The sequence below is a fragment of the Actinospineispora spinosispora DSM 44797 genome, from assembly GCF_000429025.1.
GTDB classification, from domain to species: domain Bacteria; phylum Actinomycetota; class Actinomycetes; order Mycobacteriales; family Pseudonocardiaceae; genus Pseudonocardia; species Pseudonocardia spinosispora.
The window spans coordinates 86,399-103,499 of the sequence record NZ_AUBB01000017.1 but is presented as its reverse complement, the minus strand read 5'-3'; the positions used below and the strand labels follow the sequence as shown (position 1 = coordinate 103,499).

The following is a 17,101-nucleotide window of genomic DNA, read 5'->3' as shown; positions in this document are numbered from 1 at the left end:
CTCAGGCCAGCACGTCGGACGCGGCGACGTGCAGGCTGCCCCCGGCCGACGGCGCCGGCAGGACGCCCAGCTCCATCAGCTCGTCGAAGGCGCGCTGCGCGGCCAGTTCACGCACCTGGATCTGGTAGCGCGGCGTGGTCCGGTAGGTGCCGGAGTCACCACCGACGGCGACCAGGAAGCCCTGTTCGGTCAGGAAACGCAGCGCCCGCGCCACGATGCCCCGCGTCGTGTCCGAGGCGACCCGCCCGTCTTTCGTCGTGGCGGTCGCCGGCCGCCGCAGATACACCCGCCACACCCGTTCCAGCTCGGGTGCCTCGGACAGCGGGTCGCTCTCACCTTGCGCGCGTTCCTCCAGGACCCGGCACGCCTCGCGCACGGCGGCGTCGGCCTGCTCGACCGACACCCTGCCGACGTAGGCATCGTTGCCCAGATCGTCGGGACGGGGGAACGCGAGCGCCGCGATGGCCAGGTGTGCCATGCCGTGCAGCACCTTCTCCGACTGCCTGTTCTGCAGCGCGGTGCGGCGGGCGTACTCGTCCATCTTGATCTCGAACACCGAGTCCTCGGTGGCCGCGAGGACGGCACCGGACTGCGGTGTCACCGCGAGCACGACCAGCCCGAGACCGGAGGCGATGCGGTTCACCAGGTCCTTGAAGGCGTCGTCCTCGCCGTAGCGCTTGACCAGGTTCGCGTACACCGCGTCGCGGCTCGGCAGCTGTTTGGGCCGCATCCCCAGCGCCACCAGCTGCGCCGCCGCCTCGGCGTCGCCCGGTCGAAGTGGTGCCCGCTCGCTCATGCGACCTCCCCCGGTCGGTCCGCGGCGGTGTCCAGGAGCGCGGTCGTGACCAGGAGGTCGCAGCCACCGAACTCGGGGTCCTCCAGCACCGTGCCGTCGTCGACGGCCAGGCACACCCCGTCGTCGTCCTGACCACGCGGACCGGAGATCGTGCTGCCGACCGCGTGCAGCACCCGCAGCGCGACCAGCTGGGGCAGCTGCGGGTCCAACGCGCGTGCCTCCTCCAGCAGACCGGAGAGCCTACGTCCCACGTCAGGCAGATCCAGCAGGTCGTCCACCAGCTGCCACTGGTCCTCGCTGAACCGGTCGGGAGGGGTGTCCATCAGGTCGGGTTCCGGGATGCGCGCACCGAACGGGTCGTGTTCGACCGGCGGCACCAGCAGCGTCTCCACCAGCCCGCCCAGGCTCAGCACGCTGGGCAGCCGCACACCCGCCGCGGCGCCGAAGAACGCGGTGCTCGGCGCGACGGCGGTGGCGACGCCCAGCTCCAGACACGGGCGCAGCAACTGCCCGAACACGTCGACCGACGCCCGTTGCGGCCGGCCGGCGAACTGCTGGCGGTCCTGTTCGGCACGGAACGTCGCGCCCGCGTCCAACAGCCGCGCCTGCAGCTGGGTGTGCCGGCGAATGCACTCGTTCACGATGACGACCAGCTCGGCCGCGCGCCGTCGCTGGTCGGGCTCGGTCGACTCGTCGCGGGCGTCGGCGATGTTGTTCAGGATCGCGGTCTCCGCGCGGTAGCGGGACTCGATGTGGGCCAGTGCCTCCTCGATCAGCTCGGGGACCGAGGCGAGCCAGTCCACCGAGCGGACGTCACGCCGGGTGGCGTCGAGCTTGCCGCGCAGCGCCTCCGCGTACTGGACGGTGCGATAGCGCGCCTGCTCGGCGGCGAGACGGGCATCACCGAGACGGCCCCGACGGATCAGGTTCTCCAGTTTCACCTCGGCGGCGATCTGGGCCGACTCGACGTCCGTGTCCAGCGCGCCGACCAGCACGTTGATCGCCTCGTCGGTCGCGCGCAGGAACACCTGGCCGTCCGGGCCGGCCAGCTCGGCAAGCAGCTTGAAGTCGAAGCGTCGGCGCACGTAGCGACCGTCGACGGTCACCGTGCCGTAGTCGGTCTGGAATCCCCGATCGACACTGCCCACGTTCAACAGGTTGTCCAGCACCCAGTGACCGACCCGCTCATGCTCGGCGGAACCCCGGGCGGGGGCCTGGGCCGCGATGAACGGCACGATCCGGCGCACCACCTGCTCCTGGTCGGCACCGTGGTCGAAGTCCATGGCCAGAGTGACCTGGTCGATCGCCTGCAACCCGATCTCGGCCATCTGGTAGCAACCGGCGTCGCACCAGTCCAGCAACGGCTTGCGCACGTCGAGGTCGTGCAACGGTGCGGTGCAGGCCAGCGCCTTCAACCGACGGGCGACCCCGTCGTCGGCGGCCCGATCATCCACAGCGAACACGCCGAGCACTCTACGAGGGTCCGCCGGGGGCCCTGTCACGCGCTGTACCCCGGGACGTAATCCGCCGGTCGCCGAGGCGCCCTCGGCCGAGTCTCGCCGGCACCACCGCGGCCGCGACTACACTCGGCAGCCGATCGAGACCAGCGGGTCAGAGCGGAGTAGCCCTGTGGATTTCACCGGCGTCGAGTGGCGCAGGAGCAGCTTCAGCAAGGCGGCCGAGGAAGGTGGCTCCTGCATCGAGCTCGCCTTCCTGGACAACGGCAACATCGCCATCCGCGACTCAGAGGACCCGGACTGCGTGCCCCACGTGTTCACTCCGTACGAGTGGGAGTGCTTCGTCGCCGGGGTCCACGCCGGCGAGTTCGACAACCCCTGATCTCCTTGCCCGACATCACCTCCCGCGACCTCGCGGGCGCCTGGCTCGGCGAGGTCCCCGTCCTGACCGAACGGCTCATGTCGGCGATCTTCACGGACAACCCCGAGTGGACCGACTACCGGCCGGTGCCCCGACAGGAACTGCGCGACGGCTGTCACCGCTACCTCTCGCGGGTTCTCGGGCTGCTCGCGGGCGAGGTCCCGATGACCGAGCTGCACGACGTCGACGACATGGCCGAGGAGATCGGCCGCCAGCGCGCCGAGCAGGGCGTACCGCTGGAGGCGATGCTGCGCACGTTCCGGCTCGGCGGCCGCATCGTGTGGGAGGCGCTGCTGGAGAGCGCCGCGACCGTCCAGGCCGATCCCGCCGTGGTGGGAACGGCCGCCACTTCCATGTGGACCGTGGTCGACCACCTCTCCTCCGCGCTGTCGTCGGCCTACCGGGGCGCGCAGCTGGAGCAGCTGCGCCGCGACGAGCGCTGGCGGCACGCCCTGATCGAGGAGCTGCTCGCGGACCGCGCGCGCGAAGCGGCGTTCGCCCGGCGTGCAGGAGACCAGCTGGAACTGCCGGTCGGCGGCGCTTACCTGGTCCTGGTCGCGGACATCAGCCCGGACGGAGCACCCGCACTGCGCGGCTCGCAGACCGCGCTCGGTGCACTGCGGGTCCGCTCCGTGTGGCACACCAGAGCGGACAGCCAGATCGGACTCGTACCGCTCGAGGGCCGGACCGAACGATCGGTCATCGACCGGCTGCGGCCGTTGGTCCGCGGCCGCGTCGCCGCCGCCGTCGCGCAGAACGGTCTGCCCGACGTCGGGGTGGCACACCGGCTCGCGGTCACCACCCTGAGCACGGTCCGCCGCGGCGCCGTCGCGCTGGTGACGGTCGACGAACGCTATCCGGAGTCGATGCTCGCGCGTTCGCCCGAGCTGGCCCGCCGTCTCGTCGCGGCGCGGCTGGGCCCGCTGCTGGAGCTGCCGGCGAAGGAACGCGACATGTTGCTGACGACGCTGACCGCCTGGCTGGAGGCGGACCGGTCGGCCGGGCTCGCCGCGGCGCGCCTGTACTGCCATCGCAACACCGTGCTCAACCGGCTGCAACGGATATCCACGCTCCTCGACCGTGACCTCGGCGGACGTCAGGCCTTCGTCGAGCTGTCCCTCGCGCTGTCCGCGCTGGAGCTGGACTTTTAGGCTGGCCCTTCGCGCGTCCAAGTTTCCGGTCGGGACCCCTCGTCGGCTTCGCCTCGAGGGGCCCGCGACCGGAAACTTACGGCGGCTTCGCCGGTCGCTTCGCTCCGGCTTCGCTGCCGTCGCTGACGCGCGGCTGTCTGGTTGCGTTCTGTTTCGCCCCTTGCGTTCTGTGCAGTGCTTCGCACTGAACCCCCTTCGGGGAGACTCGCGGAGCCGGCTCGTGGAGGGTGTCGGCGCTTCGGGGCGCGTTTTCGTGATCACTCCCCACACCGCGCACCTTCCGTCCACACCGCGCGGTGTGGACATAGCGCGGTGTGGACGGTAGGTGCGCGGTGTGACTGACGCTGGGTTGGTGCCGCGGGTCCTTGCCGACTTGTGGTGGGTGTTGGCCCCCGGTCCGGGTTTTCGTGATCACGGCTCATACCGCGCACCTTTTGTGCACACCGCGCGGTGTGCACATGGCGCGGTGTGGGCGGAAGGTGCGCGGCGTCGCTGACGCTGGGTGATGCCGCGGGTCCTGCTGCCCTGCTCGCTGCTGGGCGGCTACGCCTTCGCTTCGCTTCCGGCGCGGGGTGGCCCTCTTCGTGATTGGGCAGTCTGCCCAATCACGGGGCAGTGGAGCTGTGCATTCGATCATCGCTGTGACGTGTCGCCGCGCAGGAGACTGAGGCCGGGCGGGTGACGACGCCCACGACGCCCGGCTGCCACCCCGTGCCGCCGTCGGTTCAGCCCCGCGTACGAGATCCGACCGGAGGACCATCCATGGCGACAAGGACCGCTCGCGGCGCCGGCTCGACAGCCGCTCCGCACCGGAGTCCGCAGACCCGGAAGCCGAAGACAGCCGTGCGCCCGCGATCCGCCTCGGCGACCGTTGCCCGGACCGCCCCGGTCGTGAATCCGTTGACCGAGGAGGACCCGGGGGTACTGCGCGGTTACTGGCGGCAGATGTGTCTCATCCGCCGGTTCGAGGAGCGCGCCGCCCAGGGCTACACCCAGGCCAAGATCGGCGGCTACTGCCACCTCAACCTCGGCGAAGAGGCAACCGTGGTCGGTCTGATGGCCGCGCTGCGCCCCACCGACTACCTGTTCACCAACTACCGCGAGCACGGCTACGCGATAGCCAAGGGGATCGCGCCCGGCCGCGTCATGGCCGAGCTGTACGGGCGCAGCACCGGCACCTCCAAGGGCTGGGGCGGGTCGATGCACATGTTCGACGTCGAGTCCCGGCTGCTCGGCGGTTACGGGATCGTCGGCGGGCAGGTCCCGCTGGCCACCGGTGCCGCGCTCGCCATCGACTACCGGGGCGGTGACGACGTCGTCCTCTGCCAGATGGGGGACGGCACGACGAACATCGGGGCCTTCCACGAATCGCTCAACATGGCCGCGCTGTGGAACCTGCCGATCGTCTACGTCGTGATCAACAACGAGCTGGGCATGGGCACCACGGTCGAGAACTCGTCAGCGGAACCCGAGCTTCACAAGCGCGCCGCCGCGTACCGCATGCACGGCGAACGGGTCGACGGCGACGATGTGCTCGCCGTACGCGACGCCACCCGCCGGCTGGTCGAACGCGCCCGGACCACGAGCAGACCGGCGCTGCTGGAGACCATGAGCCAGCGTCTGAAGGGCCACTCGGTCGTCGACCCGGCGAAGTACCGCACCGAGCAGCAGCTCGAAGTGCTGCGCACCGCCGACCCGCTGGTGTCCTTCCGAGCCGCGCTGATCGAGGCTCACATCGCCGACGACAGCGAGCTGGCGGCGTTGGAGTCCGAGGCGCACGTCGAGGTCGACGCGGCCGTCGAGTTCGCCGATACCAGCCCGCACCCCGAGGTCTCCACGCTGTTCGACTACACCTACGCGACTCCGGTGGCCGGCCAGACCCACCGCCTGCCCGCCGATCCCGTCTTCTAAGGACGTTCCGACCGTGCCTGTTCTGAGCTACCGCGAAGCCCTGCGCACCACCCTGCGCGAAGAGCTGCTGCGTGACGACGACGTCTTCCTGATCGGGGAGGAGATCGGCGTCTTCGAAGGGTCCTACAAGATCACCGCCGGGCTGCTCGCCGAGTTCGGTGCCAAGCGGGTCAGGGACACCCCGATCGCCGAGGAGGGTTTCGTGGGCGCCGCGATCGGCGCCGCGATGCTCGGTCTGCGGCCGATCGTGGAGATCATGACGATCAACTTCTCGCTGCTCGCCCTCGACCAGATCGTCAACCACGCGGCCAAGATCTACGGCATGTTCGGCGGGCAGAGCAGTGTGCCGATGGTGATCAGGACACCCGGTGGCGGCGGCCAGCAGCTCGGCGCGACGCACTCGCAGAACGTCGAGCTGTACTACGCGTTCGTGCCGGGTCTCAAGGTCGTCGCGCCGAGCACACCCGCCGACGCGCGGGCGTTGATGCTGGCCGCGGTCCGGGACGACGACCCGGTGCTGTTCCTGGAGAACCTGGCCCTCTACAACACGAAGGGCGAGGTTCCCGACGACCTGCGACCCGCCGAGATCGGCAAGGCCGCGGTCACCCGGCCCGGCACCGACATCACGATCATCGGCTACTCCCGGATGGCCGCGGTGGCGACACAGGTCGCGGACCAGCTCGCCGGGTCCGGAATCTCCGCCGAGGTCGTCGACCTGCGCAGCCTCCGTCCGCTGGACCGCGAGACGCTCGTGCGATCGGTACGCAAGACCGGCTGCGCGGTCGTGGCCGAGGACGACTGGCTGACCTACGGCATCGGCGCCGAAGTGGCCGCCAGCATCTCCGACGGCGCATTCGACTACCTCGACGCCCCGGTGCGCCGGGTCGCGGCCGCCGAGGTGCCGCTGCCCTACGCACGCACGCTCGAGCAGGCCGCCCTGCCCTCCGCCGACTCACTACTGACGGCCGTCCACCAGACGCTCGCGGCCGTCGGCCGTCGTCGCTGACATCCCACTGCCCTCCCCCGACCCGAGGAACACCCGATGCCCGAAATCACCATGCCCCGGCTGTCCGACACGATGGCGGACGGCGTCATCTCCGCGTGGCGCAAGAAGATCGGCGAGACGGTGACCTCGGGTGACGTGATCGCCGAGATCGAGACCGACAAGGCGATCATGGAGCTGGAGGCCTACGACGACGGGGTGCTGGAACGCATCCTGGTCGACGAAGGCGTGACCGTCGCGATCGGAACGCCGATCGGGTTCATCGGCGACGGCTCGGCTCCCCCGCCCGCCGAGCCCGCCCCGGCAGCCGTGGGCGGCGAGACCGAGGCGCGGCCGGCGGTGCCGCAACCGGCCGCGCCCACTGAGGAGCCGCCCGCACCGACGGCCGGCACCGAACCGGCGACCGGCGGGTCGCCCGACAAGCCCAGGGCGTCACCGTTGGCGCGCAAGCTCGCCCGTGAACGTGGTCTCGACCTGGCCGGGATTCACGGCAGCGGGCCTAACGGGCGAATCACCCGGGTCGACATCGATGCGGCAACGGCGCGCAGGCCCGAGCCGGAGCAGGTCCCGGAGGAGGTCGTTCCGCCGGTCGTGCCCCATGCCAACCACAGCGAGGACTTCGTCGAGGTCCCGCTGAGCCGGATGCAGGCGGTCGCGGCGGCACGGCTCACCGAGAGCAAGCAGCAGGCACCGCACTTCTACCTGACCAGCGCCGTGGACCTCACCGATCTGCTGGAGTTCCGCACCCGTCTCAACACGACGCTGGAGGCGTCCGGCGGCCCGAAGATCAGCGTCAACGACCTGATCGTCAAGGCGGTGGCCGTCGCGTTGCGGGCCAACCCCGCGGTCAACGTCTCCTTCGCGGGCTCCTCGCTGCGGCACTACCGGTCGGTGCACGTGGGCGTCGCGGTCGCGGTCCCCTCCGGCCTGCTCGTGCCGGTGATCCGCGACGCGGACCGCAAGAGCGTCTCCGAGATCGCCGCCGAGAGCCGGGGCAACGCCGAGCTGGCCAGGGCCGGCAAGCTGCGCTCCGACCAGATGAGCGGCGCCACGTTCACCGTGTCCAACCTGGGCATGTACGGCGTCGAGCACTTCGCGGCGGTCATCAACCCGCCCGAGGCCGCGATCCTCGCGGTGGGCGCGGCGACCGAGGAGGTCCGCTCGGTCGATGGCGAGTTCGTGGTCCGGTCGATCGTGCGCCTCACCCTCTCCTGTGACCACCGTGCAGTGGACGGCGCCACCGGCGCCGCGTTCCTGCGCGACCTCTCAGCCCTCCTGCGCGACCCCCTCCGAGTCCTCGCCTGACCGCCCACGAACGACCGGCACGAATGTGGCTTTAGGGACGTTCAACGTCCCTAAAGCCACATTCGTGCCATCGGGGCTGGTGGGATTGTTTGACAGGATTGAATCTGGGTGTCTAGGGTCCAGGTTGTGCGGATGGGGCAGGGTGTCGAGTGGGCCATGCACGTATTGCTGTCGCTGGCCTGGCTCGACGGTGACCAGCCGGTGTCGACCGCGAAGTTCGCGCAGGCCTACGATCTGCCGCCGGCCTACCTGAACAAGCAGCTCCAGTCGTTGGTCAAAGCCGGCCTCCTGGAGTCGCTGCCGGGCGCGCGAGGCGGGTTCCGGCTGGCGAAACCGGAGAACCGGATCACGCTCATGGACGTCGTCGCCGCGATCGAGGGTCCGGAGGACGCGTTCCGCTGCACCGAGATCCGGCAGCGCGGCATGGGCGAGGGCGCGCCGGAACGTTTCTTCGAGGACACGTGCGCCGTGCAGTCCTCGATGCAGCGGGCCGAGCTGGCCTGGCGCAAGGCACTGGCCGCGCAGACCCTCGCGGACGTCCGCGCCGAGGCGGAGCGACACGCGCCGGGTGTGGGCGTCGCCGTCCGTGCCGCCCACACCGGCACCTGATCAGCCGAGCGGTTCCCGGGCCGCCGCGATGAACTTCGCGACCGCGCCGCTGGGGTCCCCGGAACGGACCAACGCCTCGCCGACGAGGACCACATCGGCGCCCAGCGCGTGGTAGTCGCCGACGTCCTCGGGTCCGGACACCCCGGACTCCGCGACCCGGACGGCGCCCGGCGGCATCAACGGAACCAGCTCACCGAAGACCGACCGGTCGACCTTGAGGGTCCGCAAGTTTCTGGCGTTGATGCCGATCAGCTCGGCACCGACCTCCCTGGCACGCTCCAGCTCCTCCGCCGTGTGCACCTCGACCAACGCGGTCAGCCCGAGCTCCCGGGTCAGCCCGAGCAGATCGGCGAGCAGGTGACCGGGGAGCGAGACCACCATCAGCAGTGCGAGATCGGCGCCGTAGGCGCGTGACTCCCACAGCTGGTACGGGGTCACGATGAAGTCCTTGCGCAGGATCGGGGCGTCCACCGCCTCGCGGACCGAGGTCAGGTCGGCGAGCGAGCCGCCGAAACGGCGCTGCTCGGTCAGCACGCTGATCGCGGCGGCACCACCCTCGACGTACTGTCCGGCCAGCCACGCCGGATCGGCGATGTCGGCGAGCGCCCCCTTGCTCGGGCTGCGTCGCTTCACCTCGCTGATGATCGCCACCCCGGGCGCCCGGAACGCGGGTAACGGGTCGAGCGCGGGCGAGCGGTCGCCCGCCCGGGCCTTGAGCTCGGCGAGTGACGTGGTGGCCTGGCGTCCGGCGAGGTCCTCACGGACGCCGTCGAGGATGCCGTCGAGCACTGTTGTCATGAACTTCCTCTCGGTTACCAACCAGTATCGGCCGCCCGCCCTACCCGCTCGGGTGTCCTCGACGACCGGTCGGGCCGGGTCGCCGAGCAGGTCGTCGACTCTCAGGGAACAGCTCGAGGACATGATCGAATGCCGGTTCGGTGCGCAGAATACCGATCACCGCCGCCCGACGGCCGCGCCATGAGGGTTGTCGCTCCAGGCGACCGAACAGCGGTCATCTAGGGTTGTCGCGTTCGGATGTCGTCTGAGTCCAAGAAGGTTTTCCATGTCTGGCACGGAACAGCAGAGACTGAGCAACTTGGCGGCCGGTGAGCTGGCTCAGGAGCGTGATCGGCTCGCGGCCGAGCACACCGAGCTGGTCGGCAAGGGCCTGTCGCTGAACCTGACCAGGGGCAAACCCTCGACCGCGCAGCTCGACCTCGCCAACGGCCTGCTGGAGCTGCCCGGGCCGGGCGGGGGCGTCGGCGCCGACGGCACCGACTACCGCAACTACGGCGGCCTGCAGGGCCTCGCCGGGCTGCGTGAGCTGTTCTCCCCGATCTTCGGCATCCCTGTCCCGCAGCTGATCGCCGAGGGCAACTCCAGCCTCGCGCTGATGTACCAGTGCGTCGTCGACGGCCTTCTGCACGGCGTGCCCGGCGGTTCGGGTCCGTGGCGCGACGTGGAGCGGCCCGCGTTCATCGCCGCCGTTCCGGGCTACGACCGGCACTTCGCCGTGTGCCAGGAGCTCGGTATCGACCTGATCACCGTGCCGATGACCGAGAACGGCCCCGACGTGGACGCGGTGCGCGCCGCGGCCGCCGACCCGAGGGTCAAGGGCATGTGGTGCGTCCCGACGTACAGCAACCCGACCGGTGTGACGTACTCGGCCGAGGTCGTCGAAGCGCTGGCGAGCATGCCCACCGGCGCGCCGGACTTCCGGTTGTTCTGGGACAACGCCTACGCCGTGCACCACCTGACCGACTTCGAGACCCCGTCGGCCGACATCCTGGCGATCACCGCGGCGGCCGGGAACCCGGACCGCGCCTTCGTCTTCGGCTCCACCTCGAAGATCACCGCCGCCGGGGCGGGCGTTGCGTTCTTCGGCTCGTCCGAGGCGAACGTCGCCTGGTACCTCCAGCACATGCAGTTCCGGACCATCGGCCCGGACAAGGTGAACCAGTCGCGGCACCTGCGTTTCCTCGGTGACGTCGACGGCCTGCGCTCGCACATGGCCGCCCACCGCGCGCTCATCGCACCGAAGTTCGAGCTGGTGGACCAGGTGCTGCGTGAGGACCTGTCCGGCGTCGCGGTCGCCGAGTGGGTCTCGCCGAAGGGCGGCTACTTCATCAGCCTCGACGTGCTCGAGGGCTGCGCGTCCCGGGTGGTCGAGCTGGCCAAACAGGCCGGGATCGCACTCACCCCGGCCGGCGCGACGTTCCCCTACGGCAAGGACCCGGCCGATCGCAACATCCGGATCGCGCCGACGTTCCCCGAGCTGGACGAGCTCGACGTCGCGGTACGCGGCCTCACCCTGTGCGTGCGTCTGGCGGAAGCCGAGCGCCGCTCCGCGTAACTCCCACCTACCAAGATCACCACCGCCTCAGGGCTGAAATTCCCCCGGGAAACCGCCCTCAGGCGGTGGTGATCTTGGGTTGGGGCGTTAGAGGCCGAGGCTTCGGCCGATGACCTCCTTCATGATCTCCGTGGTGCCGCCGTAGATGCGGGTGATGCGGGCGTCGGCGAAGGCCTTGGCGATCGGGTACTCGTTCATGTACCCGTAGCCGCCGTGCAGCTGCAGGCACCGGTCGACGACACGGCCCTGCAGCTCGGTGCACCACCACTTGGCCTTGCTCGCGTCGACCGCGGTGAGGTCACCCGTGTTGAGCGCGCGAATCCCGTCGTCGACGTAGTGCTGCGCGATGTCGACCTCGGTGGCGATCTCGGCGAGCACGAACCGCGAGTTCTGGAAGTTGCCGATCGGCTGACCGAAGGCCTTGCGCTCCTTGACGTACTCCAGGGTCTGTTCCAGCGCGGTCCGAGCGGCGGCCACCGCGGCCACCGCGATGGACAGCCGCTCCTGGGGCAGGTTCGTCACCAGCTGCGTGAAGCCGGTGCCCTCGTCCGAGCCGAGCAGGTTCGTCACCGGTACCCGGACGTCGGTGAACGACAGCTCGGCGGTGTCCTGGGCGTGCTGACCGAGCTTGTCGAGGTTGCGGCCACGCTCGAAACCGGGCATGCCGCGCTCCAGCACGACCAGGCTCATGCCCTTGTGCTTCTGGCTCGGGTCGGTCTTCACCGCGGTGATCACCAGGTCGGCGTTCACCCCGTTGGTGATGAAGGTCTTGGCGCCATTGACGACGTACTCGTCCCCGTCCCGGATCGCGGTCGTCGACATCGATGCCAGGTCCGAGCCGATACCCGGTTCGGTCATCGCGATGGCGGTGATCAGCTCACCGGATGCGATCCCGGGTAGCCAGCGCTTCTTCTGGTCCTCGGTGCAGTAGGACAGGAAGTAGGGCAGGCAGATGTCGTTGTGCAGCGTCATGCCGAGGCCCGCCGCGCCTGCCCCGACGCGCATCAGCTCCTCGGAGATCACCGCGTTGAACCGGAAGTCCGGTACCCCACCGCCGCCGAACTCCTCGGGGATGTCCATGCCGAGAAACCCTGAGCGGCCTGCTGTCGCGAACAGCTCCCTCGGCACGATCCCGTCGGCGTCCCACTGCTCCAGGTTCGGGACCACCTCGACCTCGAGGAACTTCCGGAACGCGTCCCGGAACGCGTCGTGGTCGTCCTCGTACAGGGTCCGCTGCATGCCGTTCTCCTTCTGATCGTGCCGTTCTCACGCTGACAGCGACTGTGCACGCCCTGGGCGCGCTTCGCACAGGATGAACGGTATGCGAGGTGTGCGTGAGGGCCGTGAGGTGGCCGGGAGCAACGGTCAGCGAAGGGCGGAGTGGGTGACTCCGCTGCGATAGGCGTCCACTTCGCGTCGCTGCCGCTGCTCGTCCCAACCCAGGATCGGCGCCACGAGCGCGGCCACCGATGCCGCCGCGGCGACACCTGCATCCGGCTGCTCGATCGAGACCCGGGTTCGCCGGACGAGCACGTCGGACAGGGTCAGGGCGCCCTCGTGGGTGACCGCGTGACGGAACTCGACGCCGAGGTAGCCCGCCGCCGAGGGAAGAGGCGTACCCAGGGTCGGATCGACCGCGAGCGGCGCGAGCACCTCGGGCAGCTCGTCACCGTAGCGGTGCAGCATGCGTCGCAGGTGCACCTCATCGACGCCGTACTGCTCGGCCAGCCTGGACAGCTGGTTGGCGACCACCGGCCAACCAGCCGCTCCGAACAGCGGGAGCCGGGCCGTGGGCGTCGGAGGCAGACCCGCGCCGATCGCGCGCGCCGCCGCGTCCACCGCGTCACGGGCCATGACCCGGTAGGTCGTGTACTTGCCGCCGACGATCGTCACCAGTCCGGCGGGCTCCTCGATCACCGCGTGGTCGCGCGACAGCGCCGATGTCGTGGCCGCACTGGTGGCCGGCGTTCCGCGCACCGCGCGCAGCAGCGGACGCAACCCGGCGAAGGCACCGACCACGTCGGAGCGGCCCAGCGGCCGGGCCAGGTAGCGGTTGACGTTGCGCAGCAGGTACTCGACGTCGTCGTGCTCGACGGTCGGTGAACGCCGGTCACCGTGGTAGGCCGTGTCGGTGGTACCCAGCAGCCAGCGCCCGTACCATCTACGCAAGATGATGACCGAGTCGTCGGCCCTGGCGAGTATGCCGGTCGTCGAGTCGAAGGCGTCCCGCTCCACCAGCAGGTGCACCCCTTTGGACGGTGTGACCTCGAACGTCGCCGCGCCCGCCATCGCCTGGACGTCGGCCGCCCACACACCAGCGGCGTTGACCACGGCCGAGGCACGGACGTCGAGCTCGTCGCCGCTGAGCTCGTCACGCACCCGGACGCCACGCACCCGGCCGCCGCCGACGTGCACATCCGTGACCCTCGCGTGCGGGACCAGCCGGGCGCCGTAGGTCGCCGCCGTGCGCGCCACGGCGAGGGCATAGCGGGCATCGTCCATCCGGCCGTCGAAGTACTGGATCGCCCCGGTCAGCGAGTCCGGCGCGAGGCCGGGCGCCTCGCGCAGGGCACGCCGCCGGGACAGGTGCCGGTGGTGCGGCACCCCGCCCTGTCCGCCGGTGCGCCCGACCAGCGCCATCGCGTCGTACAGCGCGACGCCTGCCCCGATGTAGGCCCGCTCCCAGCGCCGGGTGAGCGGAACCAGGAACGGTTCCGGCGCGACCAGGTGCGGCGCGAGCGTGCGGATCATCAGGTCGCGCTCGTGCAGCGCACCCGCGACGAGCCCGAAGTTGAGCTGCTCCAGGTAGCGCAGCCCGCCGTGCGCGGTCTTTCCCGAACGGGAGGACGTCCCACCGGCGAGATCGCCCGCGTCCAACAGCACGACGGACAGGCCGCGGGCCGCGGCGTCGAGCGCGACGCCCACGCCGGTCACCCCACCACCCACGACCGCCAGGTCGTACCGCTCGGAGGACGCTGCAAGCAACGCGGATCGTCGGCCGTCCGGGTCGAGCCGTGAGGTCCTGGAGGCGCTCATCCGTCCCGCCGTCCCGGAGCGGGCCAGAAGGCGCGAGCCGCGTCCAGGTGCGCACGGTAGCGGCGATAGCCCTCCTCGTAGCGCTCCCGTCGCGCGGGGTCCGGATCGATGACGCCCTGCGGAGCGGTCCAGGCCGCCACGTCGATCTCCTCTCCCAGTGCTGCCGCGGCCGCCAGAACGGCACCCCGTGCCCCCACCTCGGGGCTGCGCGCCAGTTCCAGCGGAATGCCCAGTACGTCGGCGAAGACCTGCATCCACGGCTCGGACCGCGTGCCGCCACCGCAGGCGACGAGACGTCCTGAGCGTCCGGCCACCTCGAAGCAGTGCCGCGCGGCGTAGGCGAGGCCTTCGCACGTGGCACGCACGAGATCGTGGCGCGTGGTGGTCAGGGTGATCCCGGTGAACTGGCCCGACGCATGCGGATCGACGAAGGGCGCCCGTTCGCCGGACGGCGCGAGATACGGCAGCACCTCGACGCCGGCCGCACCCGGTGGGCTGCTCGCCAGCGCGACGTCCACCGCGTCGATGTCGAGCCCGAGCGTCTTGAGCACCCATTCCAGGGTCGCCGTACCGACCATCGCGGGCATCGCCCGCAGCCAGCGGTCCGGTTCGCCCGTCGCCACATGGAAGCCGGCGGGCTCTCCGTCGGTGGCCAACCGGTCCACCCGCACCAGGCACCCCAGCGTGGTGCCGACGATCAGGAGCGCGTCACCGACCTCGGTGACGCCACCGCCTCGTCCGCAGGCGGGGAAGTCGAAGGGCCCGGAGCACACGTGCGTTCCCTCGGGCAGACCCAGCAGCGCGGCACCCCCGGCATGCAGCGGAGCGACCGGCAGCGGGCTGATGATGGGTGCGAGCAGGTCACGGCGGTGCCCCAGCCCGGTCAGGCGCAGTACCTCGTCGCTGTAGCCGAGGCCGGTCCCGTCGCCGAACGGCATGGAGCTGTCCGACGGGTCCGTCGCGCGCACACCGGTGAGCCGTCCGAACACCGCGTCCTTGCAGTACCCGGCCGTCGCCGAGCGGTCCAGCAGGCCCGGCTCGTGGCGGTCGAGCCAGGCCAGCAGCGGCGCGGGCGCACCGGGGAACATCATGCTCCCGTTGATCCGGAAGACCTGTTCGGTCACTCCGGACCCGGTCCATTCACCGAGCAGCTCGGCTCCCCTGCCGTCCAGCCAGGACAATGCGGGACGTACCGCGCGGTGGTCGGCGTCGGTCAGCCAGCATCCGTCGCCCTGACCGGTCAGGGCGACCAGGTCCGGTGTGACCCCGGTGTCCGCCAGCACTCCGCCCACGACCGTGCCGAGCCGTACCAGGATCTCCTCGAAGTCCTGCTCGACGGCGCCCGGCACGGCGGCGTGCGCCAGCTCCAGCGGGGTGCCCCGGACGGCGAGAGCCTGCCCTTCGGCGTCGAACAGCACTGCCTTGACCACCGAGGTACCGACGTCGATACCCAGCGCGGTGTTCATCGGTCGTCCCGCTGGGTCACGGCTTGCCGGGCACGGACTGTCCGTAGCTGTTGAGCACTTCCGCGACACCGTCGATCTCCGGCAGCGGGAGCAGGTTGGGCTCGCCGAGCAGTCGTGCCTGGTGGTAGAGCCGGCATACCCACTCCAGGTAGATGCTGCGCGAGTACGCCTTGGCGAGCGTGTCGCCGTAGGTCGTCGCTCCGTGGTTCTGCATCAGCGCGCCGTAGCGGCCCTCCATCGCGCGCATGCTGTTCTCCGCCAGCTCCGCCGAGCCGAACCGCGCGTAGGGCGCGACCCGGACCGGCCCGCCGAGCAGCGCGATCATGTAGTGCACCGGCGGGACCTCGTCGAGCAGCACGGACAGCGTCGTGCAGTACAGCGGATGCGTGTGCACCACGGCGCCCGCGTCGGTGCCCCGATAGACCGAGGTGTGCATCGGTACCTCGGAGGACGGGTCCAGCCCGTCCTCGACCTTGTTGCCGTCCAGATCGATGACGCAAATCGCCTCGGGCGTCAGATCGTCGTACGGAACCCCGCTCGGGGTGATCGCGATGTAGTCGCCCGACCGCACGCTCAGGTTGCCCGAGGTGCCCACGGTCAGCTCGTCGGCCTGCATCCTCAGGCAGTACTCGACCACCTGGGCACGTTCGTCGTACAGCAGCATGTCGGGAGTTCCCTTTCGCTCTTCGATCGGCCCGGGAGGCCGGCGGTGTTCAGGACTGGGGGCGCACCTCGGCCGGTCCGGCCACGTCCACATGTGCGCGGTGCTCGCGCAGCGCGGAGAGCTGATGTTCCGTGGCACCCGAGTCGACCACGATCGACTCGAACTCCTCGATCGGCATCAGCCGGTGCATCGCGCTGCGGGTGAGCTTGGTGTGGTCGATCAACAGATGGCTGCGGGTGCTCGCGGCGACCATCTCCCGTTTGACCGCGACGATGCGGTCCTCCTGGTGGAAGGCGTAGCCGCCTCGGATCGCCGACGTGCTGAGGAACGCCACATCGAAACACAGCGACCGGATCGTGTCGATGCACGTCGTGCCGAGATATGAGTCGTGGTGCACGTCGTACTGTCCGCCGAGCGCCAGCACCCGGATGTCGCGCATCCGCGCGAGCTGGTTGAGCGCGGCGAGGTAGTTCGTCGCGACGGTGAGCGGTGCCAGGTCGGCGAGGTAGGGCAGCATCTGCAGCGCCGTGGTCGAGTCGTCGAGCAACACCGACATGCCGGGCTCGACGTAGCGGCACGCGTAGGCCGCGATCTGCCGCTTCGAGTCGATGTTGGCCTTGGCCCGGTACTCGACGTTCGACTCGAACGTGCCGCTCGGCTGGGCCGTCGCGGCCCCTCGCGTCTTGCGCAGCACCCCTTGCCGCTGGAGCTCGTCGAGATCGCGGTGGATGGTCATGACCGAGACGGCGAAGGTCTCCGCCAGGTCCTGCGCGGACACCGAACCGGTGTCCAGCACCAGGTCGGCGATGCGTGCCTGGCGGTCCTCCGGGGTGAGCCGGCGTAGCCGAGCCCCGTCGTGCGAACCGGTGTCCGGCTCGCTCGTCGTCTTCATCGCCGGTGCCTCCCCGATGACGGACCAGCTCTTGCCT

General features: G+C 70.3%; 15 protein-coding genes. 7 read left to right on the top strand and 8 right to left on the bottom strand.

Annotated features, from left to right (window positions below; genetic code table 11):
- Nucleotide 1 precedes the first annotated feature (1 nt).
- Together G406_RS0106605 and G406_RS0106600 are read right to left on the bottom strand one after the other, a co-directional pair.
- Nucleotides 2-796, bottom strand: coding sequence for a hypothetical protein (locus tag G406_RS0106605; RefSeq protein WP_028933236.1), 795 nt, complete (start codon nucleotides 794-796; stop codon nucleotides 2-4).
- The gene (locus tag G406_RS0106600) at nucleotides 793-2,259 is read right to left on the bottom strand and encodes a hypothetical protein (RefSeq protein ID WP_037075517.1); all 1,467 of its coding nucleotides are present in this window, start codon (nucleotides 2,257-2,259) and stop codon (nucleotides 793-795) included. The genes G406_RS0106605 and G406_RS0106600 overlap by 4 nt, the downstream gene beginning before the upstream one ends.
- A 166-nt stretch (nucleotides 2,260-2,425) precedes the next feature.
- On the opposite strand from G406_RS0106600, the gene G406_RS0106595 reads away from it, so the two are divergent.
- From G406_RS0106595 to G406_RS0106570, 6 genes are all read left to right on the top strand, one after another.
- Complete coding sequence (locus G406_RS0106595; RefSeq protein ID WP_028933234.1) at nucleotides 2,426-2,635, top strand: DUF397 domain-containing protein; 210 nt, start codon at nucleotides 2,426-2,428, stop codon at nucleotides 2,633-2,635.
- Nucleotides 2,636-2,640: 5 nt separating this feature from the next.
- A complete protein-coding gene (locus G406_RS0106590; RefSeq protein ID WP_245607031.1) occupies nucleotides 2,641-3,825 on the top strand; it encodes a PucR family transcriptional regulator in 1,185 nt (394 codons plus the stop codon).
- Nucleotides 3,826-4,587: 762 nt separating this feature from the next.
- A complete protein-coding gene (gene pdhA, locus G406_RS0106585; RefSeq protein ID WP_084215820.1) occupies nucleotides 4,588-5,736 on the top strand; it encodes a pyruvate dehydrogenase (acetyl-transferring) E1 component subunit alpha in 1,149 nt (382 codons plus the stop codon).
- 13 nt (nucleotides 5,737-5,749) lie between these two features.
- Nucleotides 5,750-6,742, top strand: coding sequence for an alpha-ketoacid dehydrogenase subunit beta (locus G406_RS0106580; protein ID WP_028933231.1), 993 nt, complete (start codon nucleotides 5,750-5,752; stop codon nucleotides 6,740-6,742).
- A 36-nt stretch (nucleotides 6,743-6,778) separates the two neighbouring features.
- Nucleotides 6,779-8,044, top strand: coding sequence for a dihydrolipoamide acetyltransferase family protein (locus G406_RS0106575; protein WP_028933230.1), 1,266 nt, complete (start codon nucleotides 6,779-6,781; stop codon nucleotides 8,042-8,044).
- A 126-nt stretch (nucleotides 8,045-8,170) separates the two neighbouring features.
- Nucleotides 8,171-8,653 carry an RrF2 family transcriptional regulator gene (locus G406_RS0106570; RefSeq protein ID WP_028933229.1) on the top strand — a complete coding sequence of 161 codons (483 nt, stop codon included), beginning with the start codon at nucleotides 8,171-8,173 and terminating at the stop codon, nucleotides 8,651-8,653.
- Here G406_RS0106570 and trpC read toward each other — a convergent pair whose 3' ends face one another.
- On the bottom strand, nucleotides 8,654-9,451 hold the full coding sequence (trpC, locus tag G406_RS0106565) for an indole-3-glycerol phosphate synthase TrpC (protein WP_028933228.1): 798 nt from the start codon (nucleotides 9,449-9,451) through the stop codon (nucleotides 8,654-8,656).
- A 265-nt stretch (nucleotides 9,452-9,716) separates the two neighbouring features.
- Between trpC and G406_RS0106560 the strand changes: the two genes are divergently transcribed.
- A complete protein-coding gene (locus G406_RS0106560) occupies nucleotides 9,717-11,006 on the top strand; it encodes an aspartate aminotransferase type Ic (RefSeq protein WP_084215819.1) in 1,290 nt (429 codons plus the stop codon).
- Nucleotides 11,007-11,093: 87 nt separating this feature from the next.
- Here the strand turns inward: G406_RS0106560 and G406_RS0106555 are convergent, their stop codons facing one another.
- From G406_RS0106555 to G406_RS0106535, 5 genes are all read right to left on the bottom strand, one after another.
- Entirely contained in the window at nucleotides 11,094-12,245 is a 1,152-nt protein-coding gene (locus tag G406_RS0106555; protein WP_028933226.1) for an acyl-CoA dehydrogenase family protein, read from the bottom strand.
- A 126-nt stretch (nucleotides 12,246-12,371) separates the two neighbouring features.
- Nucleotides 12,372-14,042: a glycerol-3-phosphate dehydrogenase/oxidase gene (locus G406_RS44980; protein ID WP_037075427.1), complete on the bottom strand. Its 1,671-nt coding sequence runs from the start codon at nucleotides 14,040-14,042 to the stop codon at nucleotides 12,372-12,374.
- Entirely contained in the window at nucleotides 14,039-15,508 is a 1,470-nt protein-coding gene (locus G406_RS0106545) for an FGGY family carbohydrate kinase (RefSeq protein WP_028933225.1), read from the bottom strand. The genes G406_RS44980 and G406_RS0106545 overlap by 4 nt, the downstream gene beginning before the upstream one ends.
- A gap of 16 nt (nucleotides 15,509-15,524) precedes the next feature.
- A complete protein-coding gene (locus G406_RS0106540) occupies nucleotides 15,525-16,172 on the bottom strand; it encodes a class II aldolase/adducin family protein (RefSeq protein ID WP_028933224.1) in 648 nt (215 codons plus the stop codon).
- Between the two features lie 49 nt (nucleotides 16,173-16,221).
- A complete protein-coding gene (locus tag G406_RS0106535) occupies nucleotides 16,222-17,064 on the bottom strand; it encodes a DeoR/GlpR family DNA-binding transcription regulator (RefSeq protein ID WP_084215841.1) in 843 nt (280 codons plus the stop codon).
- Between the last annotated feature and the right edge of the window lie 37 nt (nucleotides 17,065-17,101).